A 25854-nucleotide genomic window follows, 5' to 3' on the forward strand; every position below is an offset into this window, starting at 1 on the left:
TGTTTTTTCATATTAAAACTAATACAATTCGTATTTTTGAAACTCATTTAACATCATATTAGATATATGCAACGCGACGAACAAATTTTTGAATTAATAGAGGCTGAAAAAGAACGTCAAATTGACGGAATAGAGCTTATCGCATCTGAGAATTTCACGAGTCCCCAAGTTATGGAAGCTTGTGGCTCAGTATTAACTAATAAGTATGCCGAAGGTTACCCAGGTAAGCGTTATTATGGCGGATGTGAAGTGGTAGATGAAGTTGAAACTATTGCTATTGACCGCGCAAAAACGTTATTTGGAGCTGCATATGCAAACGTACAGCCACATTCTGGAAGTCAAGCTAATACGGCTGTGTTTCATGCGTGTATTAAGCCAGGAGATACGATTTTAGGATTCGATTTATCGCACGGTGGTCATTTAACACATGGTTCACCTGTAAATTTTTCTGGGCGTTTGTATAATCCTACATTTTATGGTGTAAAGAAAGATACAGGCCTTATCGATTATGATATGTTATCTGATATGGCGGAAAAAGAACAACCAAAATTGATTATAGCTGGAGCTTCTGCTTATTCTAGAGATATAGATTTTGCAAAGTTTAGAGAAGTGGCTGATAATGTTGGGGCTATTTTATTAGCAGACATTTCGCATCCTTCAGGTTTAATCGCAAAAGGTATTCTCAACGACCCAATGCCGCATTGCCATGTCGTTACAACAACTACGCACAAAACATTACGTGGTCCACGAGGTGGATTAATTATGATGGGTGAAAATTTTGATAATCCATTCGGGTTAAAATTGAAAAACGGAAATCTTCGTAAGATGTCTGGTTTACTAGACTCGGGGATTTTTCCAGGTAATCAAGGTGGTCCGTTGATGCATACAATCGCTGCTAAAGCCATAGCATTTGGCGAATGTTTAACGGATGAATTTCTTCACTATATGTTGCAAGTAAAGGCTAATGCAGATGCAATGGCTAAAGCTTTTGTAGCTAAAGATTACAACCTCATATCTGGTGGAACAGACAACCACATGATGCTGATTGACCTAAGAAATAAAGATATTACAGGAAAAGCAGCTGAACAAGCTCTTGTAAAAGCTGATATTACTGTGAATAAAAACATGGTGCCGTTCGATACCGAAAGTCCTTTTGTAACATCGGGAATTAGAGTTGGTACACCTGCGATTACAACGCGTGGACTTAAAGAAGATGATATGGCTTACGTAGTTGACTTGATTGATGAAGTGCTTATGAATTATGAAAATGAAACTGTACTTGAAGCTGTTGCAGAAAAAGTGAACGCCTTAATGAGTGATAGACCTTTGTTTAATGCTTAAAAAGTAGATTGTGATATATTTAAAAGCCTTTCATTTTAATTTTGAAAGGCTTTTTTGTTTATTTATTAAGTATTATCTCACTGTTTGAGCCATCACCAGCAACGAAAATACCAATGACAGATTTATTTGTTCTCTTAAGTGCTTGTTGCCAACATTTTTTGGCAAAGTTCACCTCCAATTCAAATTTATCATCCCAAAAGGCGTAAGCATCTTCTACTTCATCCTCAAATTCTTCAGAATAATCTACATTAAGATTGTTAAATGCTTTTTGGGCTAGTTCATCACCAATATAAAATGAATAACTGTCTAAATCTATTTCGGGTTCGTTTTTTAAAGCCTCATAATCATAGGTTTCACTATCTGCTGAAGCGCGTAACCAAGACATTACAGCATCAGATGGTGAATATATAATTTCTACTTTTTCGGGTAAATCACCAATTTTTAAAAGCTGAAATTCATTTTCATTCTTGAGGACGTTTACAAAAAATGAAATGATAGTTTCTTCCGTTGGTAATAATACTTCAGTTTGAAAAAGACGATTTATCTCTTTGATTATTTTCGACCAATCAGAATCGGTAAGTTTATTGAATGGTTTATTAATCATATTTAATCATCAAGAATCACACTTTCGTATGCACCAGCATCAGGGGTAGCTGCCCTTGAAGTATTTAGTAAATCAAATGGGACTTGCATTGAAAATAAAGTACTTCCAATTCCGTTGGCTCCTGAGTCTTCACCAATATTCATAAGATTATCGAAAGGGGCTTTAAAGTCTGGGTCTTCATTAAAGATATTACTATCGTAATAGGTGTCATCAGAAAAAACGTAATTAGTCGTTCCTTCTAAATTTGAATTATCGAAACGTAACAGGCAATTGGTAAATTTAAAGTTGAAATCATCGCCTTGTTGGTCGAGGATAAATTCTGGATTATCATTCCCATAGACAATACAGTTATTGAAGTTAGCTTCAACCAATGGATTAGTACCAATTGTAGATTCGTCAACTTGTGTAAAATCATTTAATAATAATGCAGGGAATTGTCTAAAACTATTATTCCAATAATTAGCAATCGTACAATGGGTAAAGTTATATTTTCCGCCAACAGTTCCCGCAAAAGAGGATTGTCCGGAATTGTTAATCACCACATTTTCTGCTGTAATTGATGTAGCTCTTCCTAAAATTCCAAAAGAACTTGTATTGTAAATCTGAGAATTTGTAATGGTCAATTTATCCGTAACCGCATCATCATTGCCTTCTGCTAAAACACCAATAGTTGCATTTTTAATTGTAGCGTGGTTAATGGTATTGTTCACACTTCCATTAAATAAATATATGGTGCCCCATTGTCCAGGAACATCTTCAAAAAGTGGCTCAAGTCGGTCGCCCTCCAGAATGACTTCGTTTTCTAAAAGTTGGGGGTCTGTACTAGCAGCACCATTAATATTTAAGGTGGCATTATTAGTTACTAGAATCCCAGAATCTGCATGAAAATGGACTCTTGCGCCAGCTTCTATGGTTAAAGTTTCTCCCTCAGGAACTGCTGCATAACCATAAATAACATAGGGTTTTTCGTTGGTAAAAGTTAATTCGGTATTATCTAGAAAACGCCCTGGCAGTGATGTTTCATCAACCATTCCATCACCATCGACATCAAAATTTAGGTTTTCAAAAACGGTGCTTGTTCCTTGGAAATCGGGATAAATAAAGACAGCGTCTCTAACTAATGTTACCAAATCTACATCTTGCTGATTGCTTCCACCATCAAAGAGAATTCTATCGGTGTATAAAAACTCGTTATCTAAAGTTGGTAATGCTGCGATATCTATTGTAGTTTCAACAAAAATGAATAGACTATCATTAGCTAATAACTCTACATTTTCAAAGAATTTACCTTCCTCTGGAGAGCCTTCGTTTCCTGTGCCACCATCTACGTTAAGTCTGTAAAAAGACCCGTTTCCGCGTTCTAATTGTATAGTCGGGATTACGATATCTTCATCACTGCGGTTATAAACTTTTAGGTTATATGTGCTTGAGCCAATATTGTTGAACACCGTGTCTAAATACACAGTATCTCTAGCAAACTCAAGATTTCCTGTGCTTGGAGAGAATTCAAAATCATTACGGCAAGAACTCCAAAAAATTAATAATCCAAAACAGATAAAGAAGTATAGCAGTCGCTTCATAGGTTGAAAAGTTATTTCAGGCTAAAAATATAACTTTTCAAATTATGATTTAGTATTGAAATGGAAAAGAATACCTAATCTTTGACTTCTTCCTCAGCCATTTCTACAATAATGATAAATTCTTGCGCGTACTGCGTAAAATCATCAAGCAGAATTAAACGTTGATTATAGTCTAATTTACTTTCAAGTATAGATTTACTTTCTAAAAACTCGTAAAACAGCGACTGATATTGTTCTGGAACTTTTAAATCTTCAGTCAACATTTTTTTAGTGAAGAAATTATTGGTTTCAAAAAGGAGCTTGTATTGATTGTAAGTTATGGTGTTTGGTGTAGGTTTCTTTTTCTTTTTAAATAGCTTACCAATAAGCTTGGCCACTTGTATAAAATCTAAACCATATTTTGGAGCAGCAGTGTACTTTTGAGGTTCTTTCTTTTTGTCTAGCGCAATAATTTGTTTCATATTGGCATTAAAAGCGGCTTCACCAAAAAGTTTTGCTTTGGGTTTGTCTTTTATGTTTACAGGGTCGAGCTCATTGATTATTTTTTGAAGCTCAAAAACATAGGTACCTTCAAAATAATCGGCTTTAACTATCGTGAAAATAGGCTTATAAAAAATAGATTGAAAAGATAGAGTGTCACTCACTTTAGCTTTGAGCGTAAATTCGCCTTGGTCATTAGTAGTCGTTAAAATCTTTTGTGTGATGTTTAAAACCTTCACGCCTTTAACTCGAGATTCCGCATCGTAAACAATACCGTTTACTTCTTGGCTCCATAGTGAAATAGAAAAACTAAAGAATAGAAATAGAAGTAGATTTTTAAACATGCTTGATAGGTTAGTTGAGACGCAATTACGCGCAATATTTTTAGGCAACATCAGTATTTTATAAAACTTTAACCTAAGATAATGTTAATTAAACAATTCGGCTATTTCTTGTGTAATGCGGGTAGGACGATTACTTTTTGCGTCGATGAGACACCATTTGGTTTCTGAAGAAATAATAAGTTTTTCACCGTTATACATCTCAACTTTACGAATAGAGGAAACACCTTCGGAGGACGCTACAAAGGTTTTTATAAAAATCTTATCGTTAAGAAATGCTTGTCCCTTGTAATCGATTGTATGTTTGACTAGCACCCAGTAGTAAGTGTTTAGAATATCAGAGGATGCATTTTTTAGCCAATGGGCTTCTGCTATATTTTGAACCCATTGTACATAAGTAACATTGTTTACATGATTGAGCTGGTCTAAATCAGATTCTGAAACTGTTATTTTTTTGGTGAATACTTGCAAACGCTATTTCTTTATAATCTTCACCTCAAACAACTTATCCCAACGCTTACCAGTGACAAAAACAGTTTGGGTTTCTGGATTGTAAGCAATACCATTAAGTACATTGTCATTAGACGAGTAATTAGATATCTGTGCTGTTAGTGGTGTAAAATCTACAACACCTTCAGTTGCTCCATTATTAGGGTTAATAATAGCTACGCCTGTGTTTTCGTAGATGTTAGCGTAGATTTTACCTTCAATCCATTCTAATTCGTTTAGGCGGCCTATTTTTCCTTTATCGGTATAGGCTTCAATCTTATTGTCTTCTGTAAGTGTTGTTGTATTTAATGTCCAGATTTTTTCAGTACCATCAGATTTGTATAAACTATTTCCATCGTTACACAAACCCCAACCTTCCTTACTTTGGTTGTATCTAAAAATGCCTAACTTTTCAAATGTACTCACATCGTATATAATGCCTGTATCAGCTTTCCAAGTGAGTTGGTAGATTTTATCGTTCAAAATTGTAAGACCTTCAGCAAAATAGCCATTATTTAAATCTAAGTTTTTAAGAACTTCCCCAGTTTTATAGTCCACTTTGCGCAACTTAGACTCGCCATATTGTCCTGTGCTTTCGTACAATTCACCGTTATAAAATTCCAAGCCTTGAGTATAAGATGTTGGGTCGTGCGGATAGGTATTTATAATTTCGAAGGTATAAAGCTGAGGGCGTTTGTTGCTCAGTACAATAAGATTGCTCTCCGCTACTATAGTATCATTGCCAGAAACCACAGTGGCAATTAAATCTTGCTTGCCTAGTTTTACATCTTTTAGACTTAAGCTTTCAGATACTTTTTTACCATCTAATGAGTAGGTAATAGAATTTATGGAAGCACCATCAGGGTTGTTGAGCGATAGTTTAACCGTTTCCCCTAGTTTGGCTATACTTTTTTTAGCAGACGTTTTTACAGAAAATTGTGGCTTTTCGCTAGCGCAACTCGCTAATAATAGTCCTAAGCAAGTGACAATGAAATATTTAAATCTAAACATAAATTTTAATCAATTTTTGGCAAGATATTTATAAAAAATAGGATTAAAAAAATATTGTGAAAGTATTAAAAGGTTGTATCTTTGCCGCCGGGCAAGTCCTACACAACCAGCTCCTGTTGAATCCTCCAGGTCGGGAACGAAGCAAAGGTAAATGGTCGTAGCGGTGTGATGTAGGTAGCTTGCCTTTTTTTGTACCCTAAAGTCAAGGTTTTACAGAATGAATTATTCCTATTTTTAGAAACTTTGTACTTTTAACTTCTAAGCTTTTTAAAATATGTCTAAAGTTGTTTTAATCACTGGCGGTTCATCAGGAATCGGAAAGTCTATTGGGGAATATCTCTTAACAAAAGAGTTTAGAGTTTATGGTACTAGCCGTAATCCAAATAGATATCCAGATAGTCAATTTCCTTTAGTGGCTTTAGATGTTACAAAGACTGAAACCATTTCTACTTGTATTGCTGAAGTTTTAGACAAAGAACATAGAATAGATATTCTTGTTAATAACGCTGGTGCGGGTATTACAGGTCCGATGGAAGAAATCCCTGATGAAGAAATAAAACGAAATTTTGAAACCAATTTATTTGGCCCTATAAATGTGATTAAAGCGGTTTTGCCAACCATGCGTAAACAAAACTCTGGTTTGGTAATTAATATTACCTCAATTGCTGGTTATATGGGGCTGCCATACCGTGGTGTTTACAGCGCCAGTAAAGGCGCATTAGAATTGGTGACCGAAGCTTTCCGTATGGAGCTTAAATCTTTTAATGTACACATGTGCAATTTGGCGCCAGGAGATTTTGCTACTAATATTGCTGCAGGGCGTTATCACGCGCCAGCAAAAGCAGATTCTCCTTACACAAAATATGCAGATGTTTTAAAGGATATTGATGCCGATGTAGATAATAGCAGCTCACCTATTTTGGTCGCAAAAGCTGTTTTAAATATTATAGAAACCAAAAATCCTAAGATTCATTACAAAGTAGGTGCTTTTATGCAAAAGTTCTCTATTGTTATAAAACGAATTCTTCCAGACAAGGTTTACGAAAAACTTCTAATGAATCATTACAAGTTGTAAGGTTTGGTATGTTTTTTGTGATTTCAAAAAGAAAATCTTTCATCATGAAATCAAAAACAATTACACTTTTTTTAGTATCATTTTTTGCTTTATCCTCTTGTGAAGAAGCTTTAGAATGTGCCTTTGGCTTAGACCCAGAAATTAATGAGAATAGTGTTGCTCCAGCACAACTAGACCAAGAGTATTTTCAGATTATTACAGGCGAGGTAGATAACGACCCCAATGATAATGCCTATGATTATTTTTTCGAAATATACGGTGACCTTCCGCCAGGTATAGACGTATTGTTTTTTGCAAGGCGTATAGAATTGGTAGGAAGACCTCAAGAGGTTGGTACATTTAATTTTAGAGTGTACTTGTATGTAGAGAGTTTTGATAATGGTTTTTTCGATGCTAGCCCAACGTGTTCTGATGAAGTGAGTAAAAACTTTTCACTAGTCGTAACTGAATAAGTGTGATAGATTATCCCTGAAGTAAAATCTTTTACAAAAAATTGCGTTTTACCATAAAACCACTAATAATGGGTAGGAAAAGGTCTAAGGGTTACTTTGTTTTCACAATCATTTTATGTCTATTCATGTGGTCTTGTCCTTTAATGACTCCTGCACCACACGGACATGTCTACAGACCTTTAGGTAATTATGAGATTAATAACGTTCAGGTATTCTGTACGCCTAAAGTAAAAGTGTTTCATGTTTTTTATCCTGAGGATAATGAGGTAGAAGTTTGTTCAAAAGTCTTTGTGACAGATTCTTGCTCAGCTCTGCAAACTGGTGAATTCTTTGATGAATTAAAATACATGAAAAATGTGAGGATGAATGACAGAAAATTTCATCGTTTGTTTTTTAGTGATACGCTCCAAATAGCAATCAATAATTCTTTTGAAAAGCTTTTGTTTATTCCTGTTGAATAATAGTTGATTTCTTTTTTCTCATTTTAAATTAAACACTATGAATTGTTGTAACTTCGTGAACTATTAAAAACACAACATTCAAACTATAATTAAATGAAATTTTTTATTGATACTGCCAACTTAGAGCAAATTAAAGAAGCTCAAGACATGGGTATTTTAGATGGTGTAACAACCAATCCTTCGTTAATGGCTAAAGAAGGCATCACGGGTCATGATAATATAATGAAACATTATGTAGACATCTGCAATATTGTAGATGGAGATGTTTCTGCTGAGGTGATTTCTACAGATTTTGAAGGTATGGTTCGCGAAGGTGAGGCTTTAGCTGAATTGCATGACCAAATCGTTGTTAAACTACCTATGATTAAAGACGGCGTTAAGGCATGTAATTATTTTTCGGATAGAGGTATAAAAACTAACGTGACTTTAGTGTTTTCTCCTGGCCAGGCATTATTAGCTGCTAAAGCTGGAGCTACTTATGTTTCGCCATTTATAGGACGTTTGGATGATATTTCTACAGATGGTCTTAACCTTATTGCAGAAATCAGACATATTTATGATAACTATGCTTTTGAAACTGAAATTTTAGCAGCTTCTGTGCGTCATACAATGCACGTTATAGATTGTGCAAAGTTAGGGGCAGATGTTATGACAGGACCTCTAAGTTCTATCGCAGGATTATTAAAGCATCCTTTAACGGATATAGGTTTAGAAAAATTCTTAGCAGACTATAAAAAAGGAAACTAAGGATAAAAAAATAATGACTTAAAGGAGTTCTATTTTAATATGAGCTCCTTTTTTTGTATCATATCCTTAAGTGTATTTTCAAAATCTTCATTGAAGATGTTGACATTTGGATGAATGATATTTGCTTTACTATCAACTATAATTACTTTGTAGAGGTAACTAACAGCAAGAGTTTCTAAAGCTTCTTTAGGATTTTTAAAACGATACTCATTATCTAAGTTAAACTTGTATTGATGTATAGTTTCTTTCCAGAATTTATCTGGGTTGTCGTTAATATTTATAGACATAAAGCCCATCTCAGGAAATAGTACTTGTAACTCTTTTACTCTGTAATGACTATTCTTGTAGTGTTTTTTCTCATTTGTAGACCAAAAATAAATCAGTGTAGGTTTTTTAACGACATCTGCTATTGTGTATTCCTGATTTTTTGAGTCAATAACTAATAAATCTGGTAGTCCTTTTCCTGGTTTTAAATTGTTTAATGAAGAAATAAGCTTATTTAAAGATTTGATATCTTCCTCATTTGTAGTTTTTGCAGCATAAGAAGCCATAAGCTCATTAACTTCATCTTGATTTCTACTGTGATTAATAAACTCTCTTGTTTTGTATTTCAGAATATTGTTCTTAATAATTTCATCTTTCACCAAACTATCCACAAGATTTAGCTTAGACTTATTGTAGGCGAGCTGATGTCTATTAAATTTACTATGAAAGGTATTATCATTATAATACTTAGTAGCAGCAAGGTTGTCTATATGAAAGAATAAGTAGCGATTGTAAGCAAAAATTTCGCTTAAATGCGTTGCATTGTAATCAATTTCTTTTCTGAAATCATAAAATCCATCAGGTAAATCTTTAATGTGTACGAGTTTGTTTTCACCAAAATAAGCAAAAGGATAAATCTCCTTATCTGCATAATTACGATAATCAATGTTGGCCTGAATAACGGAACTTGCTAATTGAGATATAGGATTCTTACGCTTAAAGTTTTCAAAATCTCTTAATTCTTTCTGATGTCTATTATTTACATAAGCTTCAAATTCTTCAGGTTCCTTTTTCTGAATGTTTTTTACGAGATTTTTAGATTTTTTATCATTATTCAAAAACGTTTTAATGAGGTAATTGTTCTTCTTAGAACCTTCGCCAGTAAATACAAGTGATTTATCAAATTCATAAGTATTAAGACGAATCATAACACTGTCATTAGGCTCTAATATGACAAATTGTATTTCGCCACCGTGCCAAAATGTGTAAACAGCTGGCTCTAGATTAGAAATTTTATAACTAAACCTGTTGTTTTTATCGAGTTGTAAAGTGTCGCTAACTTGTATCCTGCGATTGTAGAGGATAACCTTATCGCCTTTAGGGTTAATGATTTCGCCTCCAAAGTAGGCTGTGTCAGCTTCACTAATAGACATATTTTTGCATGCTGTAACACTCAAAAATACTAGAGGTAACAGGGCAATTACAAATTTTATAGAATGTACTTTTTTCGTCAACATCAGTGACAAAAATATGTGTTGCATATGTTTTGTCTTGTTAATGCTGCGTTAAATGTTACTATCATTGGTTTATATTTCTTGTAATGACTTAAATTTTCTACTTTTGCCGCCAATTAAAAGCGCTTAAAATGTTATCAGTTTCTAATCTATCAGTACAATTTGGTAAACGTATATTATTTGATGAAGTAAATACCACTTTTAACAATGGTAATTGCTATGGTATTATCGGTGCAAACGGTGCCGGTAAGTCTACGTTTTTAAAGATTCTTGCAGGTAAAATGGACCCAACTTCTGGTCATGTGCATTTAGAAGCAGGTAAACGTATGTCTGTATTGGAGCAAAACCACAATAAGCACGATGAGGATACTGTTTTAGATACTGTTTTAAAAGGAAATAAACCTTTATACAAATTGAAATCTGAAATCGATGCACTTTATGCCGATTATTCAGATGAAAATGCTGAGAAAATAGGAGAGCTTCAAGTGCAATTTGAAGAAATGAATGGTTGGAACGCCGATAGTGATGCTGCGGCAATGCTATCTAACTTAGGTATTAAAGAAGATTTACACCATACCTTAATGGCAGACTTAGATGGTAAACAAAAGGTACGTGTACTTTTAGCACAAGCACTTTTTGGAAGTCCAGATGTACTCATCATGGATGAGCCTACCAACGATTTAGATTACGAAACTATTTCTTGGTTAGAAAATTTCTTAGCCAATTACGATAACTGTGTTATTGTAGTATCGCACGACCGTCACTTTTTAGATGCGGTTTGTACACATATTTCGGATATAGATTTTGGAAAAATTAATCACTTTTCTGGTAACTATACATTCTGGTATGAGTCATCGCAATTAGCAGCAAGACAACGTGCGCAACAGAACAAAAAAGCTGAAGAAAAGAAGAAAGAATTAGAAGAATTTATCCGTCGTTTCTCAGCAAACGTTGCAAAGTCTAAGCAAGCAACTAGCCGTAAGAAGATGATTGATAAATTAAATATTGCTGATATAAAACCATCCAGCCGTCGTTATCCTGCGATTATTTTTGAGCGTGACCGCGAAGCTGGTGACCAAATTTTAAATGTAGAAGGCTTATCTGCAAGTTTAGATGGCGAAGTCTTATTTAGAAACGTAGACATTAATCTAGCAAAAGGCGATAAAGTTGTTGTGTATTCTAAAGATTCTAGAGCTACAACAGCATTCTACCAAATACTAAACGGTAAAGAAAAAGCAGATTCTGGAAAATTTGCTTGGGGTGTGACGACGACTCAATCATACTTACCTTTAGATAACAGTGAATATTTCCAAGAAAAGCAAACTTTAGTAGATTGGTTACGTCAATGGGCACAAACCGAAGAAGAGCGCGAGGAAGTAAACATTAGAGGTTTCCTTGGGAAAATGATTTTTAGTGGAGAAGAAGCACTTAAAACGGCTGATGTTTTGTCTGGAGGCGAAAAAGTACGTTGTATGTTGAGCCGAATGATGATGATGCGTGCTAATGTATTAATGTTAGATGAGCCAACAAATCATTTAGATTTAGAGAGTATTACAGCATTTAATAACTCGTTAACTAATTTTAAAGGTACAGTGCTTTTAACAACACATGACCATGAGTTTGCACAAACTGTGGGTAACCGTATTATTGAGTTAACACCAAATGGAGTTATAGACCGTTATATGACTTTTGATGAGTATATGAGCGACAAAAAGATTAAGGAGCAACGCGAAAAGATGTATGCTGTTGAGGTTTAAAAGCTAAATTCTATTACAGCAATTCTTTTGTGAAAGTAATTATTAAAGTTCGGTTCAAAAGAAAGAAATCCATTCACAAATAGTTTATTTTGCATTATGCCTACAGCTTCTTTTCTGTTATAGTATTTATTAATTAGGGAGTCAGAATCTTTAATTGAATATAATGCATGCATATATTTTCCAATGCTATTAAATTCTATTGTATTTATTGAGTCTTTAGCTAATAAATCAAACGATTTATTATTTATGTAAAGTTCATCATAGAAACCACTCTCCTTAAATAGATTTCTCGTTTTTTCAGATTTAAAATAGAATTTGTCCCAATCCTTTATTTTAGGATTAACTATGTCTTTCATGTATTGCTTATAAGCTTCTGTAAGAGATAATTTAGGATATATTTTTTTTAGATTCAATTCAAAATCTGACACTAATAAGTCAAGCGATTTTGTATTGCTTTCTCCTAAGATATATTCAAATACAATAATCTCTTCTTGTTTCTGATTAGAACTACATCCAAACAAAACAAATAAGAAGAAAGCTAAATAAGGTTTAAAATCCATCATATATTAAAGACTGCAAACTGAAAACTGTTTACTGCGACTTAAAATCAAGCCTCCATCTCTGCTTTAACACGATTGACAATGTCCATAGCTTTATCAAGTTCATCATTGTTTACAAAAACTTCTTGGAATCCTTGATTCATAGATGCGTAACCCGCAAGACGCTGAGATTCGCCTTCGTCTTTAATAATTGGGATGATTCCTATAGCTTCTAATTCACTTTTTACACGAGTGACTAATATAAAATTGCCACTGTAGACTTTGGTATATTCTGTATCACTCATAACATCTAGATTTAAAATTAATGTACCTATAAGTTACAAAATTTTAATAAATGTTACAATAAAGATTGAGTTTAAGCATTAAAATATTTACTATTCCAAATAGCGTGATTAAAGTTTTTACCAGCCGCAAAGCCATAATAAATTACCATAGCTGCTACAGATTTAAAAATGAAAAAGAAAATCATACCAGCTTGTGATGAGTTGGGTTTATTAGAAAATATACCTTCTGGAAACAATGCTGTGGCTAGTATACTTAAAATGAATACTGTAAATATAAGATTGCCAAAATTCTTGTATGGCCACATCAATAATTTACGGAATGGGTTAAGGTCATTTCCCCATTTGTGAACCAAATAAAAATAACCGTTGCCAATTGGCGCAAACAACAATGGGTCATCAGCATTCTCAAGCTTAAAAAGTTTAGATGGAGCTATAATTTTAAAACCTTTAAGCTCTGTATTGTGAGCTTTTTCTAAAGCTTTAATTTTTGAAATGGCTTCGTAAGGTAACTTTGCTTTAAAGTATTTTGAATCTAGAAAACGAAGTCGATAATCAATACAAATAGATTTTATCTCATTAATGTGATAAATTTTATCGGTTTCAAGTAAATCAAAATTAAAATCGTTTCCGTTTGTGTATTCTCCAGAGTTCAGAGTTTCTAAAATTCTGTCTTCTGTTTGATTGTCTTTATCTAAGATGGATTTTACAGATTCTAAAATAGATTGTTCAGAAGTTTTCTTTTCTTTTAAGCGCTTAAGTTTTTCCTCAATGTTGGTCTTTTTCAATAACATAGCGTTTTTATTTATAAAAATACGCATCAAATCAATACAGTACAACTCTTTAACATTCGTGTTTAATTATTGCTTAACTTTAAGGGGAAATATATCAATTTCGTTAAACAAGATTCACATTAAATATTCGATTAAGCAATTCAAAAAATATTTACCATAGAGAATCTTTATGAAAAAATAAAGAGATAGTATATCACATTAAAAAAGAAGCTTTTTTATTTAATAATTTTAAGCTTGTAAAATTGAACTCAAAAAACTAATACCAATGGATAACAAAAGTAACTTTGACATTAACAGTAGCAGTGCAGAACAATGCCCTTTTTTAAGTGGTAAGCAAAAGAGTAGTGCTGGTAAGGGAATACAAAACAGAGACTGGTGGCCAAACGAGTTGAAACTTAATATTTTACGTCAGCATGCTAAGAAGAATAATCCTTATGGAGAAGATTTCGATTATGCAAAAGCATTTAGTAGCATTAATTACGACGAATTAAAACAAGACTTGCATAACCTTATGACCGATTCTCAAGATTGGTGGCCTGCAGATTACGGGCATTATGGCGGGTTAATGATTCGTATGGCGTGGCACAGTGCAGGGACCTATAGAGTTGGAGATGGTCGAGGTGGAGCAGGTACTGGTAATCAGCGTTTTGCGCCTATAAATAGTTGGCCAGATAACGGAAATTTAGATAAAGCACGTCTCTTACTTTGGCCAATAAAACAAAAATACGGTAGCAAGTTGTCTTGGGCAGACTTAATGATTTTGGCTGGTAATGTAGCTTTAGAGTCTATGGGATTCCCAACATTTGGTTTCTCTGGTGGTCGTGAGGATATTTACGAACCAGAACAAGATGTTTATTGGGGAAGCGAGACTGAATGGGGAGAAAATGCAGCGCGTTACGATGGTGAAAAAGACCCAGCAAAACGTGATTTAGAAGACCCATTAGCAGCAGTAATGATGGGTTGGATATATGTTAATCCTGAAGGTCCAGATGGAAATCCAGACCCAATAGGCTCAGCTCATGACGTGCGTGAGACTTTTGGACGTATGGCTATGAATGATGAAGAAACTGTAGCTTTAGTAGCTGGCGGTCATACATTTGGTAAAGCGCACGGTGCAGCAGACCCAAGTAGATATGTTGGTGTAGAGCCGCATGGTGCAACAATGGCAGAGATGAGTACTGGCTGGAAAAACTCTTACCAATCTGGTGTTTTAGAAGATGTCATTACCTCTGGAATAGAAGGTGCATGGACACCAAACCCAACACAATGGGATGCCGATTATTTTGATGTACTCCTAAATTACGATTGGGAATTAACAAAAAGTCCTGCAGGAGCACACCAATGGACACCAACAGCAGAATCTAAGGCACGTATGGCACCTAGAGCCGGAGGAGAAGGGCAGCAAGCTCTGATGATGACCACAGCTGATATAGCTCTAAAAATGGACCCAGCTTATTTAGAAATTTCTAAGCGTTTTCATAAAGACCACAAAGCATTCGAAGATGCCTTTGCACTTGCATGGTTTAAGTTAACACATCGTGATATGGGACCAAAAGATTGTTACGTCGGTCCGGAAGTACCTTCTGAAGAATTAATTTGGCAAGACCCTATCCCTAAAGTTAGCTACGCATTAAGCGATTCTGATATAGATTCTCTAAAGAAAATGATTTTGGCTTCAGGATTAACAGTCTCTGAGCTGGTTAAAACAGCTTGGGCATCTGCTTCTACATTTAGAAATTCTGATAGACGTGGAGGTGCTAATGGAGCACGTATTGCTCTAGAGCCACAGCGTAGCTGGAAAGTTAATAACCCAGAAGAATTAAATAAAGTTCTTAATGTTTACCGAGGTATTCAAAATGAATTTAGCGGAGAAATTTCTCTTGCTGATTTAATTGTATTAGCTGGTGTAGCTGGTGTCGAAGAAGCGGCAAGAAAAGCAGGGCATGATATTAGTGTGCCTTTTACACCTGGACGAGGTGACGCGAGTCAAGAGCAAACAGATATAGAACAATTTAATTATTTAAAGCCAGTTGGTGATGGATTTAGAAATTATCAAAATGCAAATGCAGATGTAAAAGCTGAAGATTTACTTGTGGATAAAGCGAATCTGTTGTCACTTTCTATCCCGGAAATGACTGTACTCGTAGGTGGAATGCGTGTTTTAGGTGCAAATTATGACAATTCTGATTACGGTGTGTTTACCGATAATGTAGGGGCTTTATCTAATGATTTCTTTAAGAATATCCTAGATATGACTTATACTTGGAGTGAAACATCTGAAGCAGAAACACATTTTGAAGGTCGTGACCGCAGAACAGGAGAATTAAAATTCAAAGGTACTCGTGCCGATTTAATCTTTGGTTCTAATACGGAGTTAAGAGCAGTTTGCGAAGTTTACGGTGCAAACGATGGTGAAACAAAATTTGTAAACGATTTTGTTGCAGCATGGAATAAGGTGATGAATTTAGACCGTTTCGATTTAAAATAATTTTAAAAATTATACACATAAAAAAGGAATGTTTCGCTATGATGCATTCCTTTTTATTTAAATAATAGTATATGAACGCAACAGAATTATTCTTCGATACCATAAGAAAAGGTTTTAATGATAGGATAGAAGTACAGATAGCGAATAATCCACAAGTAGTAAACGCAAAAGATGCTCGTGGATTTACACCACTAATATTTGCTACTTATTTTGGAAATGAAACTGCTGCTGAAATTCTTTTAAAACATAATGCAGAAATAGATGCTAAAGATGCCTCTGGAAACACGGCTCTACTTGGTGTCTGTTTTAAAGGAAATTTAGTTCTTGCGGAAATCTTAATTGATAAAGGCGCAAATGTTAATGCCACCAACAATACGGGAGTTACACCTCTTATTTATGCTGTAATGTATAATCATGAAGCTGTGATTAAGTTATTGTTGAAGCACAAAGCAGACAAAACTGCTAAAGATAGTTCAGGTAAAACAGCTATGGATTATGCCAGAGAGAAAGCATTGGATTCGCTAATAAAGCTTTTGTAATTAAAATAAAAAACCACTTCGCCTGAAGTGGTTTTTTGCTTTCTAAATGTATTATTTAGTTAACGTGTTTTTCTAAGAATTCAGCAACACCTTCGTGAGTGGCTTGCATTCCTGTTTTTCCTTTATTCCAGTTTGCTGGGCAAACTTCACCGTTTTCTTCTACGAACTGTAAAGCGTCTACCATACGTAAGGCTTCGTCAACGTTTCTTCCTAGTGGTAAATCGTTAACAATTTGGTGGCGTACAATACCTTCCTTATCTATTAAAAATAAGCCTCTGTAAGCAATAAGCTCACCTTCGGCTTGTAACATATCATTTTCATCATAGAAGTAATCACCTGCTAAAACATCGTAATTCTTAGAGATAGTTTTGTTAGTGTCCGCAACTAGTGGGTAAGTGATACCTTTAATTCCACCATGATTCTTTTCCATTTGTAACCAACCGAAGTGCGATTGCTCAGTATCTGTAGATACAGCAATAACTTCCGTGTTTCTAGATTTAAATTCGTCTAATTTTTCTTGAAACGCATGTAATTCTGTTGGGCAAACAAATGTAAAATCCTTTGGGTAAAAGAATAAAACAACGTGCTTGTTACCAATGAATTGGTTTAATGAAAAATCAGTTACAAATTCACGGCCATTAACTACCGCTTGTGCATTAAATTGAGGTGCTTTTTTTCCTACTAATACAGCCATTAAATAAATATTTTTGATTTGAAAATTAAAATTTGGCTGCAAATATAGCTATACCAACACGTATGGCAATGACTAAAATCAATTAAAAATTGAAAAGATTTTCTTATAAATTTTTACCTGAAAGTTGCTTTATTTTAATTCTAAAAGCAGCAAAAAGTAAGGTCATAAAAGGACTAAGCCAATTGAAGATAGCATAAACAAAATATTCTCCAACGCCAACTCCAAGAACTCCACTGTGATAAGCGCCACAGGTATTCCAAGGCACTAAAACAGAGGTAACAGTACCTGAATCTTCAAGGGTACGACTTAAGTTTTCAGGAGCTAAGCCTTTATCTTCATAGGCTTGTTTAAACATTTTTCCCGGTACAACTAATGCCAAGTATTGGTCAGATGCTGTAACATTAAGTGCCAAGCAACTTGCAACTGTACTCGCGAATAAACCAAAAACACTAGACGCTAAGTTTAACAAGGCTTGGCTAATTCTTGCTAAGGCGCCTATACCGTCCATAACACCACCAAAAACCATAGCGCAGATGATTAACCAAATGGTGCCTAACATGCCGCTCATACCACCAGACGTAAATAGGTCATTTAAATCTGTATTTGTTGTTTCTACTGCAACATCTACAGTTAATGCTTTCATGATACCTTTGTAACCAGATTCAAATGTTAGAGTATCTGCATTAGTGATGCTCATTACAATTTCTGGTTGCGCTATAAGAGCAGCTACACCACCAAGTAGAGTACCAACCAATAAAGCTAATAGCGGTGGTGTTTTCTTCAAAATAAGAAGTATAACTACAATCGGAACTATAAATAACCAACCACTTATATTAAAAGATTCGTTTATAGCTGAGACAATAGAAGATGTATCTGCTTCACCTGTAGTATCTATAGTAAGTCCAAGTATAATAAATACAATTAACGTGACGACAATTGTAGGGACTGTCGTATATGCCATGTATTTAATATGACTAAAAAGTTCACCTCCAGCCATTGCTGGAGCAAGGTTTGTAGTATCACTTAAAGGCGACATTTTATCGCCAAAATAAGCACCTGAAAGTACAGCACCTGCTGTCATTCCTAATGATATACCTAAAGCTTCACCGATACCAATTAAAGCAATACCAACCGTAGCAGCAGTTGTCCATGAACTTCCTGTAGCAATCGATATAATAGCGCATATAATAACACAAGCAGCAAGAAATATGGTAGGATTAAGAATTTGTAATCCGTAATATATCATTGAAGGGATAATACCGCTAATAAGCCAGGTTCCGGCAAGTGCACCGACCATTAATAAAATGAGTAATGCACCTGATGTAGATTTCACATTTTCTGCTACTTCAGCCATCATTTGTTTGTAAGATACCTTATTGAAATAGCCTACAATAGCAGCTACAGCACCTCCAAGAAGTAAAATAAACTGATTAGAGCCACTCAACGCATCATCACCAAAAACAAAAACATTATAGGCCAACATGCCTACTAAAACAAACACAGGAAGTAGTGCTTCCCAAATGTTTAGTTCTTTGTTTTTAACTATATTTTGGTCGTTAGCTTTTATATTGCTGATGTTGTTATCCTCTTGCATTTGCTGTTAGTTTAGTTGCGTAATGTTACGATTTTGAGCAACGATATGCAAATCGATTTAGTTGCTTACTTTTACTGTCATTATATGGATTCATTAACTCAAATCGTATTAGGCGCCGCATGCGGTGAAGCTGTTTTAGGCAAAAAAATAGGAAATAAAGCACTATTGTTTGGTGCCATTGGAGGTACTATACCAGATTTAGACGTGTTTGTTGGTGCATTATTGCATAGCAATGAAATACAAGCAATGGCTTTTCATCGTGGGTTTATGCACTCAATTTTATTTTCTATTCTGGGTGCATTTGCGTTTGGTTGGTTGATCCATAAGTTGTACGATAAAGGAAAGCGTCTAAATACTACAAGTCAGAAAGATTGGATACTTTTATTCTTTTGGTCTCTATTTACACATCCTATTCTAGATTGTTTTACGCCATATGGAACTCAGCTATTTTCACCTTTTTCAGATTATAGAGTAGCATTCAATACTATCTCTGTAGCTGACCCTTTATATACCATACCTTTTCTGATTAGTTTGATTGTGCTCATGTTTTTTAAACGAACAAAAACCAAAAGAAAATTATGGTTGTGCATTGGTGTAATTGTGAGTTCTGCTTACATGACATTAACGGTTTTTAATAAATACTATGTCAATTCAGTTTACAGAACATCATTAGAAAGCAATTCTATTGATTTTAGGCGTTTTCAGACGCAGCCCACAATTTTCAATAATATTCTTTGGTATGGCGTTGCTGAGAATGATACGGAATATTATGTGGGATTCTACTCGTTATTAGACAACAAAAAAGTGATTACGGACTGGGCAAAAATTGAAAAGCAACACCATTTAATTCCTATGTCAGATGAAGATTTATCAACATTGGCATGGTTTAGTGATGGATATTACGGCATCAGACCTTCAGAAAACAGCGATGAATTTATCTATAGTGATTTACGCTATCCTTTACTTAATCCTGATGATGCAAAAACGTCATTATTTACCTTTAGAGTATTCAATAACAATGGGCGTTGGGATTTAAAAAATAATCGACCAGAAATTAATGAAGATGCTTCGTTTTCATCTGTTTTTGGGCCTATGATAGAACGCTTAAAAGGAAAATAACCTTCTAGTTAGGCCATTTCTATTTCCAAAATGCCGAGCTCAGTCATACATTGATGCATCATATCAAAAGTACGTTCTATATCAGCGTCTAAGCCAATGGAGAAGCGTATTAATCCGTCACTAAGTCCCATTTCTGCTTGTTCATCTTCAGGTATCTCTGATGATGTAGAACTTCCCGGAGCTGAGAATAGTGTTTTGTAGAAACCTAAACTTACGGCGAGGTAACCTAGATTTCGTTCTTGCATTAATTCCATAAGGGTATTGGCTTTGTCTAAAGAGCCTACATCTATAGTTAGCATACCTCCAAATCCATATTCAGGATTCATCATAGACTTAAATAACTGGTGTGAAGGATGGGATTCTAATCCTGGATATACAGTTTTTAGTCCAGCGTTTTCAAACTTTTTTGCCAAGTATGTAGCATTTTTACTATGCTGCTGCATTCTTATGTGTAGTGTTCTTAAATTCTTCAATACAGAAGCAGAGCGCAAACTATCCATGGTAGAACCTAGAAGCATAGCAGCACCATCATTAACATTTCGTAATTGGTCTATAAACTCTTGAGTGCCACAAACCACACCGCCAACAGTATCACTTGTGCCATTAATGAATTTAGTTAAACTATGTATCACTACATCTGCACCTAATTTTTTTGGTGAAATGGATAAAGGTGAAAACGTATTGTCAACTACCAATTGTAAGTTGTGTTTCTTCGCTAAGTTGGCTAAACCCTTAATGTCGGCAACTTCTAAAAGCGGATTACTAACAGATTCGCAGTACAAAACTTTAGTTTTTGGTGTAATAGCGGCTTCAACGATGTCTAACTTTGTAATGTCAACAAAAGAAGTGCTAACGCCTAATCTTGGTGTAAAATTCTTCAGAAACGCATAGGTTCCGCCGTAAATAGTTCGACTACTAACCACATGATCACCACTTCCGCAAAGTTGTAAAAGAACAGGTGTAATGGCACCCATACCGGAAGCTGTTACCGTAGCTGTTTCTGTACCTTCCATAGCAGCTAAAGCCTCACCTAAATATAGATTTGAAGGCGAGGAGTGACGCGAATACAAATAGCAACCTTCTGCATTACCTTCAAACGTATCAAACATTGTTTTTGCGGATAAAAACGTATAGGTAGAAGAATCTGAAATTGAAGGATTAACACCTCCAAATTCTCCGAAGTATTGTAAATCTTGAATATTATTTGCGGGTTTAAAAGCCATGATTATATTGTTTAAATTGATATTCAAAATTCAACTTATTCCGAATAAAAATCAATTGATATTTTATTTTATAGAAAATAAAACTATATAAATAAGTTATATTAATTTATTTATCTAATTTTATGATATGTTTACATGATGCAACCAAATATTTTTCACTTATGCTTTTAGATGAAACCGATAAAACGCTATTAAAATTACTTCAGAAGGATTGTAAGCAGACCAATAAAGCATTGTCTAATGTTTTAGGGCTTTCTGTTACTGCGGTGTACGAACGTATAAAAAAGCTCGAAAACTCAGGCGTGATAAGTAATTACGTGGCTTTAGTTAATAAAGAGCAAGTGGATAAAAGTTTTGTGGCGTTCTGTCATATAAAGCTCGTGCAACATTCTCAGGATTATGTAGTGAAATTTGAGCGAGAAGTTGCTAAATTACATGAGGTTTTAGAATGCTATCATATCAGTGGTGATTACGATTATATTTTAAAAGTCTTAGTAAAAGACATGCAAGAGTTTAGAGAGTTTATGGTAAAAAAGCTAACAAACATTGACCATATTGGGAGTACCCACAGTATGTTTATGATTAACGAAGTAAAGCACACCACAACAATTACAATATAGAAAAGATGCATACCGCAAAATACAGACTTACAGAACTTTTTATTGTCTTTGTTTTGGTACCTGTAAGTTTTGCATTGTCCTATTCTCCTGTGATAAAGCTAATAATTGGTGCTCTTGGGTTTGCTTATATATTGTTTGTGTTATTGCGTATTGAGCGCATTAAATTTGAAGTTACCAAGGGTCTTAAGTGGAAACAATTCTGGAAACTTACGCTCATTAAATTAGTTGGTGTAGCTATTCTAACAGCTTTGTATATGTGGCTGGTTGACCCTAAAAATCTTTTTGTAGTGCTACTTAACAAACCATTATTGTGGGTTTTTATATTGTTTGTGTATTCGTTTTTCTCTGTTTATCCACAAGAATTGATTTACAGAACGTTCTTTTTTAAGCGCTACAAAAACCTCTTCAAGAGCAAAACACTATTTCTAATTATCAATGCCGCTTTATTTTCTTTAGCACATATATTTTTTCAGAATACATTAGTCATGTTTTTAACATTTATTGGAGGGCTTTTGTTTGCACTAACTTTCAATAAAACCAAGTCAACTGTTCTAGTGTCTATAGAGCATGCTGTCTACGGTTGCTGGTTATTTACTGTCGGTATGGGAAATATGCTAGGTTTTCCATCTTAATTATTTTCTTCGGGCAACCATTGTTAAATAGTTTACGTCTTTATAAGAAAGACACTATTTTTAATTTATCAATTTTAAACACTACTGAAGTAAATTCAGCAAAACACATGAAGAAATTTTTACTCTTATTTAGTCTAGCCCTTGTATTATCTTCTTGCGGAAGTATAGAAACGTATAATGAAGCAGTCACCAAAATGCATCCTGTTGAAGACTTGCATGAAGACGTTGATGCCGTTTATAAGCAATTAAAACGTTTGCATCCACGCTTGTATCAGTTTACACCTAAAGAGACATTAGATTTTAAATTCGATAGCTTAAAAACGGCAATAAATGAGCCTATGACAAGTAGAGCTTTTCATAAAGAATTAGCAAAAGTTACCAAATTTGTTGGTCAAGGACACATGTCTGTTTCACCGCCATCCACGCGCTTTGACAGAAAAGAGCGTAAGGCTCGACTTAAACTAAAGTTCGATATAAATAATCTAGAAACTGAATACTTAGATGACAAGCTATTCATAAGTCGTGCAAGAGGAAACGACTCTCTACTATTACACGCTGAAATTCTTGAAGTAGATGGCAAAAACCCGCAAGATTTAATACAAAAATTCAAAAAAACCATAGCTTCGGATGGTTATAATACAACCTTTCACCAACGTGTTGCGGGTAAGCGTTTCTTTGGGTATTACAATCAAGATATTGGACGTTATGATAGCATTACGTTGAAGTTGAAAAATGAAGATTCTACATTTATCAAAAAATACAAGCGCATCCCAAAAGCCAAAAAGAAAACGGAGAAAGATTCTGTAAAACTAGACTCTTTAAAGAAAATTAAGCCTAAGAAACTAACCAAAGTTGAAAAGAAGGCAAAAAAACTTAAAGCAAAGAAACAACGCAAAGACCGACAGAAATATGGTTACAACTACACCACCAAATTAAACAATAGAAACCTTTCTTTTGTTGGTAAAGACAGTACTGTCGCCTTACTAAAAATTAGAGGTTTTAGTAGCGGAAAATACAAAGACTTCTATGAGGAAACTTTTGCTACTTTAGATTCTTTAGGTACAAAAGATTTAGTCATTGATTTAAGAGATAATTTTGGTGGACGTCTAAACGAAATCATGACTTTGTATTCGTATTTAACGGATAAAAACTTCACCTTAATCAATAAAAGTGAAGTTAATAGCCGAATCCCAATACTTAAAATGGCTATGAGCAATAGTAATTCAATTGCTACCAAAGCGGTATATGGACTATTATCTCCGGTTGTTATCGTTCATAATCTGTTACATACAAGTAAAAAAGATGGGCAGTTGTATTACAAATTTAAAGCAGGAAAAGAACGTGAGGCTAATCCGCTAAATTTTAAAGGCAATATTTACGTGCTGATTAACGGAAATTCGTTTTCGGCATCTTCAATCTTGTCTACTCAGCTTCAAGGAAGTAACCGATCCACTTTTGTTGGCGAAGAAACTGGCGGCGCTTATAATGGTACCGTTGCAGGCTTCTACAAAATATATGAGTTACCTAATACTAAAGTCCGCGCTAGAATTGGTCTGATGCATATTGATAGTAAATACAAAACAGAGCCAGATGGTTATGGCGTAAAGCCAGACATAGAGATTATTCCAACCTATCAAGACCGTCTGAATAACATTGACCCAGAATTAGAGTGGGTTTTAAAGGATATTGAGAGTAGGAAGCAGTAAGCAGTAAGTAGTAGGTATTCTGCGTACAGTGTTCTGCAGTTTCAATGAGAAAATTTAGTGACAATTCGTGAGATTCGTGTTAGGCTTTTCACTGTATCTCTATATAAATTCTCTAAAGTTAAGTATCATAGTTTTCGCAAAGTCGCAAAAGCGTTAAGCCGTAAAGAAAATATTCGTGAAAATTAGTGAAATTCGTGTCAAAATATTTCTGTGATTCACTCTGTAAACATCAATAAATATCCATTTCAAAATTCGTAAATCTTTATTCTAAGTTGTATTTTTGTGCACACTTAAGATGGCATGCTGAGCTTGTCGAAGCATCTCTTTTTTAAACACAAATACAAAATTTATGAATTCATACGATGTCGTAGTTATAGGTTCTGGTCCTGGTGGATATGTTGCAGCAATCCGTTGTGCACAACTAGGAATGAAAACCGCAATAATCGAAAAATATTCAACACTTGGTGGTACATGTCTTAACGTAGGCTGTATTCCTAGTAAAGCACTTTTAAGTTCTTCGCACCATTATGAGGAAGCCACTAAGCATTTTGCGGACCACGGAATTGAAATTCCTGGAGATATCAAGGTGAATTTAGAAAAGATGATTGCTCGTAAGCAATCTGTTGTAGACCAAACGACTGGCGGAATTGATTTCTTAATGAAGAAAAACAATATCGATGTTTACGAAGGTTTAGGGTCTTTTAAAGATGCTACGCATGTAAATATTGCTAAAAATGATGGTTCTACAGAAACTATCGAAGGAAAAAACATCATCATAGCTACAGGAAGTAAGCCAAGTAACTTACCATTTATAGAGCTAGATAAAGAGCGCATCATAACTTCTACAGAAGCCTTAAAACTTAAAGAAGTGCCAAAGCATATGATTGTTATTGGTGGCGGTGTTATTGGTTTGGAGCTTGGTCAAGTGTATTACAGATTAGGTGCAGAAGTTACTGTAATTGAGTACATGGACCGTATTTTACCAACCATGGATGCTGGATTATCTAAAGAATTAAACAAAGTCTTTAAGAAGGCGAAGTGTAAGATGATGATGTCTCACAAAGTGCAATCTGTCGAGCGCAAAGGTGACGAAGTGATTGTAAAAGCTGAAAACAAAAAAGGCGAAATTGTTGAGTTTAAAGGTGACTATTGCTTAGTTTCTGTTGGTCGTCGTCCATATACAGATGGCTTAAATGCTGAAGCGGCAGGCGTTAAAATTAATGATAGAGGTCAAGTAGAAGTTAACGAACATTTACAGACATCAGTTTCTAATATTTATGCCATTGGCGATGTTGTGCGCGGTGCCATGTTAGCTCATAAAGCCGAAGAAGAAGGTGTTTTTGTTGCTGAAACTTTAGCCGGACAAAAACCTCATATCGATTATAACTTAATTCCTGGAGTGGTTTACACTTGGCCAGAAGTTGCTGCTGTTGGTAAAACCGAAGAAGAATTAAAAGCAGATAATGTAGACTATAAAGTAGGGCAGTTTCCGTTTAGAGCCTTAGGGCGTGCGCGTGCAAGTGGAGACATCGATGGATTTGTAAAAATCCTCGCAGATAAAACAACTGACGAAGTCTTAGGTGTGCATATGATTGGTGCACGTTGTGCCGATTTAATTGCCGAAGCCGTAACCGCTATGGAATTTAGAGCTTCTGCTGAAGATATTTCCCGTTACTCACATGCGCATCCAACATTTGCTGAAGCCATTAAAGAAGCTGCTTTAGCGGCTACAGATGATAGGGCTTTACACGTTTAAAATTTATATAA

General features: G+C 34.8%; 25 protein-coding genes and 1 other RNA gene. 14 read left to right on the forward strand and 12 right to left on the reverse strand.

Annotated elements, in window-relative coordinates:
- The first annotated feature begins 66 nt into the window (after positions 1–66).
- On the forward strand, positions 67–1341 hold the full coding sequence (locus tag BUB95_RS10125) for a serine hydroxymethyltransferase (RefSeq protein ID WP_073086090.1): 1275 nt from the start codon (positions 67–69) through the stop codon (positions 1339–1341).
- A gap of 58 nt (positions 1342–1399) precedes the next feature.
- Here BUB95_RS10125 and BUB95_RS10130 read toward each other — a convergent pair whose 3' ends face one another.
- The 5 genes from BUB95_RS10130 to BUB95_RS10150 all read right to left on the reverse strand — a co-directional run bounded on the left by BUB95_RS10130 (position 1400) and on the right by BUB95_RS10150 (position 5846).
- Positions 1400–1945 (reverse strand): hypothetical protein, encoded by a 546-nt coding sequence (locus tag BUB95_RS10130; RefSeq protein WP_073086092.1) that lies wholly within the window; start codon positions 1943–1945, stop codon positions 1400–1402.
- Positions 1946–1947: 2 nt separating this feature from the next.
- The gene (locus BUB95_RS10135; protein WP_073086094.1) at positions 1948–3525 is read right to left on the reverse strand and encodes a hypothetical protein; all 1578 of its coding nucleotides are present in this window, start codon (positions 3523–3525) and stop codon (positions 1948–1950) included.
- 74 nt (positions 3526–3599) lie between these two features.
- On the reverse strand, positions 3600–4349 hold the full coding sequence (locus tag BUB95_RS10140) for a hypothetical protein (RefSeq protein ID WP_073086095.1): 750 nt from the start codon (positions 4347–4349) through the stop codon (positions 3600–3602).
- An 84-nt stretch (positions 4350–4433) separates the two neighbouring features.
- Positions 4434–4817: an acyl-CoA thioesterase gene (locus tag BUB95_RS10145; protein WP_073086097.1), complete on the reverse strand. Its 384-nt coding sequence runs from the start codon at positions 4815–4817 to the stop codon at positions 4434–4436.
- Between the two features lie 3 nt (positions 4818–4820).
- On the reverse strand, positions 4821–5846 hold the full coding sequence (locus BUB95_RS10150; RefSeq protein ID WP_073086099.1) for a glutaminyl-peptide cyclotransferase: 1026 nt from the start codon (positions 5844–5846) through the stop codon (positions 4821–4823).
- Positions 5847–5935: 89 nt separating this feature from the next.
- Here BUB95_RS10150 and ffs point away from each other — a divergent pair.
- The 5 genes from ffs (at position 5936) to fsa (ending at position 8581) form a co-directional block, all read left to right on the forward strand.
- An RNA gene (gene ffs / locus BUB95_RS10155) (signal recognition particle sRNA small type) lies at positions 5936–6034 on the forward strand.
- 86 nt (positions 6035–6120) lie between these two features.
- A complete protein-coding gene (locus tag BUB95_RS10160) occupies positions 6121–6921 on the forward strand; it encodes an SDR family oxidoreductase (RefSeq protein ID WP_073086101.1) in 801 nt (266 codons plus the stop codon).
- Between the two features lie 44 nt (positions 6922–6965).
- Positions 6966–7373 carry a hypothetical protein gene (locus BUB95_RS10165; protein ID WP_073086103.1) on the forward strand — a complete coding sequence of 136 codons (408 nt, stop codon included), beginning with the start codon at positions 6966–6968 and terminating at the stop codon, positions 7371–7373.
- Positions 7374–7441: 68 nt separating this feature from the next.
- Positions 7442–7834: a hypothetical protein gene (locus BUB95_RS10170; RefSeq protein WP_143185590.1), complete on the forward strand. Its 393-nt coding sequence runs from the start codon at positions 7442–7444 to the stop codon at positions 7832–7834.
- A 93-nt stretch (positions 7835–7927) separates the two neighbouring features.
- Positions 7928–8581, forward strand: coding sequence for a fructose-6-phosphate aldolase (gene fsa / locus BUB95_RS10175; RefSeq protein WP_073086107.1), 654 nt, complete (start codon positions 7928–7930; stop codon positions 8579–8581).
- A gap of 29 nt (positions 8582–8610) precedes the next feature.
- On the opposite strand, the gene BUB95_RS10180 is transcribed toward fsa, so the two are convergent.
- The gene (locus BUB95_RS10180; RefSeq protein ID WP_073086109.1) at positions 8611–9999 is read right to left on the reverse strand and encodes a TlpA family protein disulfide reductase; all 1389 of its coding nucleotides are present in this window, start codon (positions 9997–9999) and stop codon (positions 8611–8613) included.
- A 212-nt stretch (positions 10000–10211) separates the two neighbouring features.
- Here BUB95_RS10180 and BUB95_RS10185 point away from each other — a divergent pair, with 212 nt between their 5' ends.
- Positions 10212–11837, forward strand: a complete 1626-nt coding sequence (locus BUB95_RS10185; RefSeq protein ID WP_073086111.1) for an ABC-F family ATP-binding cassette domain-containing protein — start codon at positions 10212–10214, stop codon at positions 11835–11837.
- On the opposite strand, the gene BUB95_RS10190 is transcribed toward BUB95_RS10185, so the two are convergent.
- From BUB95_RS10190 to BUB95_RS10200, 3 genes are all read right to left on the reverse strand, one after another.
- Positions 11834–12400 (reverse strand): hypothetical protein, encoded by a 567-nt coding sequence (locus BUB95_RS10190; protein WP_143185591.1) that lies wholly within the window; start codon positions 12398–12400, stop codon positions 11834–11836. The two genes, BUB95_RS10185 and BUB95_RS10190, sit on opposite strands and share 4 nt — an antisense overlap.
- Before the next feature lie 44 nt (positions 12401–12444).
- Positions 12445–12681 (reverse strand): putative signal transducing protein, encoded by a 237-nt coding sequence (locus BUB95_RS10195; RefSeq protein WP_073086115.1) that lies wholly within the window; start codon positions 12679–12681, stop codon positions 12445–12447.
- 71 nt (positions 12682–12752) lie between these two features.
- Positions 12753–13472: a hypothetical protein gene (locus BUB95_RS10200; RefSeq protein WP_073087390.1), complete on the reverse strand. Its 720-nt coding sequence runs from the start codon at positions 13470–13472 to the stop codon at positions 12753–12755.
- Between the two features lie 265 nt (positions 13473–13737).
- Here BUB95_RS10200 and katG point away from each other — a divergent pair, with 265 nt between their 5' ends.
- Together katG and BUB95_RS10210 are read left to right on the forward strand one after the other, a co-directional pair.
- Entirely contained in the window at positions 13738–15960 is a 2223-nt protein-coding gene (gene katG, locus BUB95_RS10205; RefSeq protein ID WP_073086117.1) for a catalase/peroxidase HPI, read from the forward strand.
- Between the two features lie 71 nt (positions 15961–16031).
- The gene (locus BUB95_RS10210; protein ID WP_073086119.1) at positions 16032–16499 is read left to right on the forward strand and encodes an ankyrin repeat domain-containing protein; all 468 of its coding nucleotides are present in this window, start codon (positions 16032–16034) and stop codon (positions 16497–16499) included.
- A gap of 55 nt (positions 16500–16554) precedes the next feature.
- Here BUB95_RS10210 and BUB95_RS10215 read toward each other — a convergent pair whose 3' ends face one another.
- Entirely contained in the window at positions 16555–17193 is a 639-nt protein-coding gene (locus BUB95_RS10215; RefSeq protein WP_073086121.1) for a peroxiredoxin, read from the reverse strand.
- 103 nt (positions 17194–17296) lie between these two features.
- The gene (gene nhaC / locus BUB95_RS10220; protein WP_073086123.1) at positions 17297–18787 is read right to left on the reverse strand and encodes a Na+/H+ antiporter NhaC; all 1491 of its coding nucleotides are present in this window, start codon (positions 18785–18787) and stop codon (positions 17297–17299) included.
- Positions 18788–18871: 84 nt separating this feature from the next.
- Here nhaC and BUB95_RS10225 point away from each other — a divergent pair, with 84 nt between their 5' ends.
- Positions 18872–19906, forward strand: coding sequence for a metal-dependent hydrolase (locus tag BUB95_RS10225; protein ID WP_073086125.1), 1035 nt, complete (start codon positions 18872–18874; stop codon positions 19904–19906).
- 8 nt (positions 19907–19914) lie between these two features.
- On the opposite strand, the gene BUB95_RS10230 is transcribed toward BUB95_RS10225, so the two are convergent.
- Positions 19915–21129: an aminotransferase class I/II-fold pyridoxal phosphate-dependent enzyme gene (locus BUB95_RS10230; protein WP_073086127.1), complete on the reverse strand. Its 1215-nt coding sequence runs from the start codon at positions 21127–21129 to the stop codon at positions 19915–19917.
- 161 nt (positions 21130–21290) lie between these two features.
- Here BUB95_RS10230 and BUB95_RS10235 point away from each other — a divergent pair, with 161 nt between their 5' ends.
- The 4 genes from BUB95_RS10235 to lpdA all read left to right on the forward strand — a co-directional run bounded on the left by BUB95_RS10235 (position 21291) and on the right by lpdA (position 25843).
- Positions 21291–21749: an Lrp/AsnC family transcriptional regulator gene (locus tag BUB95_RS10235; RefSeq protein ID WP_073086132.1), complete on the forward strand. Its 459-nt coding sequence runs from the start codon at positions 21291–21293 to the stop codon at positions 21747–21749.
- A gap of 5 nt (positions 21750–21754) precedes the next feature.
- Complete coding sequence (locus BUB95_RS10240) at positions 21755–22381, forward strand: CPBP family intramembrane glutamic endopeptidase (protein WP_073086134.1); 627 nt, start codon at positions 21755–21757, stop codon at positions 22379–22381.
- A gap of 107 nt (positions 22382–22488) precedes the next feature.
- Positions 22489–24087: a S41 family peptidase gene (locus tag BUB95_RS10245; RefSeq protein WP_073087392.1), complete on the forward strand. Its 1599-nt coding sequence runs from the start codon at positions 22489–22491 to the stop codon at positions 24085–24087.
- A gap of 349 nt (positions 24088–24436) precedes the next feature.
- Positions 24437–25843 (forward strand): dihydrolipoyl dehydrogenase, encoded by a 1407-nt coding sequence (gene lpdA, locus BUB95_RS10250; protein ID WP_073086136.1) that lies wholly within the window; start codon positions 24437–24439, stop codon positions 25841–25843.
- Positions 25844–25854 lie beyond the last annotated feature (11 nt).

It is taken from the genome of Winogradskyella jejuensis, from assembly GCF_900129745.1.
Lineage (GTDB): Bacteria > Bacteroidota > Bacteroidia > Flavobacteriales > Flavobacteriaceae > Winogradskyella > Winogradskyella jejuensis.

What these genes read in the sequence shown, in the direction of transcription:
- BUB95_RS10125 (WP_073086090.1), top strand. Translation starts at nt 67, where the DNA reads ATGCAACGCGACGAACAAATTTTTGAATTAATAGAGGCTGAAAAAGAA.
- BUB95_RS10130 (WP_073086092.1), bottom strand. Translation starts at nt 1,945, where the DNA reads ATGATTAATAAACCATTCAATAAACTTACCGATTCTGATTGGTCGAAA.
- BUB95_RS10135 (WP_073086094.1), bottom strand. Translation starts at nt 3,525, where the DNA reads ATGAAGCGACTGCTATACTTCTTTATCTGTTTTGGATTATTAATTTTT.
- BUB95_RS10140 (WP_073086095.1), bottom strand. Translation starts at nt 4,349, where the DNA reads ATGTTTAAAAATCTACTTCTATTTCTATTCTTTAGTTTTTCTATTTCA.
- BUB95_RS10150 (WP_073086099.1), bottom strand. Translation starts at nt 5,846, where the DNA reads ATGTTTAGATTTAAATATTTCATTGTCACTTGCTTAGGACTATTATTA.
- BUB95_RS10160 (WP_073086101.1), top strand. Translation starts at nt 6,121, where the DNA reads ATGTCTAAAGTTGTTTTAATCACTGGCGGTTCATCAGGAATCGGAAAG.
- BUB95_RS10165 (WP_073086103.1), top strand. Translation starts at nt 6,966, where the DNA reads ATGAAATCAAAAACAATTACACTTTTTTTAGTATCATTTTTTGCTTTA.
- BUB95_RS10170 (WP_143185590.1), top strand. Translation starts at nt 7,442, where the DNA reads ATGGGTAGGAAAAGGTCTAAGGGTTACTTTGTTTTCACAATCATTTTA.
- fsa (WP_073086107.1), top strand. Translation starts at nt 7,928, where the DNA reads ATGAAATTTTTTATTGATACTGCCAACTTAGAGCAAATTAAAGAAGCT.
- BUB95_RS10180 (WP_073086109.1), bottom strand. Translation starts at nt 9,999, where the DNA reads ATGTCTATTAGTGAAGCTGACACAGCCTACTTTGGAGGCGAAATCATT.
- BUB95_RS10185 (WP_073086111.1), top strand. Translation starts at nt 10,212, where the DNA reads ATGTTATCAGTTTCTAATCTATCAGTACAATTTGGTAAACGTATATTA.
- BUB95_RS10190 (WP_143185591.1), bottom strand. Translation starts at nt 12,400, where the DNA reads ATGATGGATTTTAAACCTTATTTAGCTTTCTTCTTATTTGTTTTGTTT.
- BUB95_RS10195 (WP_073086115.1), bottom strand. Translation starts at nt 12,681, where the DNA reads ATGAGTGATACAGAATATACCAAAGTCTACAGTGGCAATTTTATATTA.
- BUB95_RS10200 (WP_073087390.1), bottom strand. Translation starts at nt 13,472, where the DNA reads ATGTTATTGAAAAAGACCAACATTGAGGAAAAACTTAAGCGCTTAAAA.
- katG (WP_073086117.1), top strand. Translation starts at nt 13,738, where the DNA reads ATGGATAACAAAAGTAACTTTGACATTAACAGTAGCAGTGCAGAACAA.
- BUB95_RS10210 (WP_073086119.1), top strand. Translation starts at nt 16,032, where the DNA reads ATGAACGCAACAGAATTATTCTTCGATACCATAAGAAAAGGTTTTAAT.
- BUB95_RS10215 (WP_073086121.1), bottom strand. Translation starts at nt 17,193, where the DNA reads ATGGCTGTATTAGTAGGAAAAAAAGCACCTCAATTTAATGCACAAGCG.
- nhaC (WP_073086123.1), bottom strand. Translation starts at nt 18,787, where the DNA reads ATGCAAGAGGATAACAACATCAGCAATATAAAAGCTAACGACCAAAAT.
- BUB95_RS10225 (WP_073086125.1), top strand. Translation starts at nt 18,872, where the DNA reads ATGGATTCATTAACTCAAATCGTATTAGGCGCCGCATGCGGTGAAGCT.
- BUB95_RS10230 (WP_073086127.1), bottom strand. Translation starts at nt 21,129, where the DNA reads ATGGCTTTTAAACCCGCAAATAATATTCAAGATTTACAATACTTCGGA.
- BUB95_RS10235 (WP_073086132.1), top strand. Translation starts at nt 21,291, where the DNA reads ATGCTTTTAGATGAAACCGATAAAACGCTATTAAAATTACTTCAGAAG.
- BUB95_RS10240 (WP_073086134.1), top strand. Translation starts at nt 21,755, where the DNA reads ATGCATACCGCAAAATACAGACTTACAGAACTTTTTATTGTCTTTGTT.
- BUB95_RS10245 (WP_073087392.1), top strand. Translation starts at nt 22,489, where the DNA reads ATGAAGAAATTTTTACTCTTATTTAGTCTAGCCCTTGTATTATCTTCT.
- lpdA (WP_073086136.1), top strand. Translation starts at nt 24,437, where the DNA reads ATGAATTCATACGATGTCGTAGTTATAGGTTCTGGTCCTGGTGGATAT.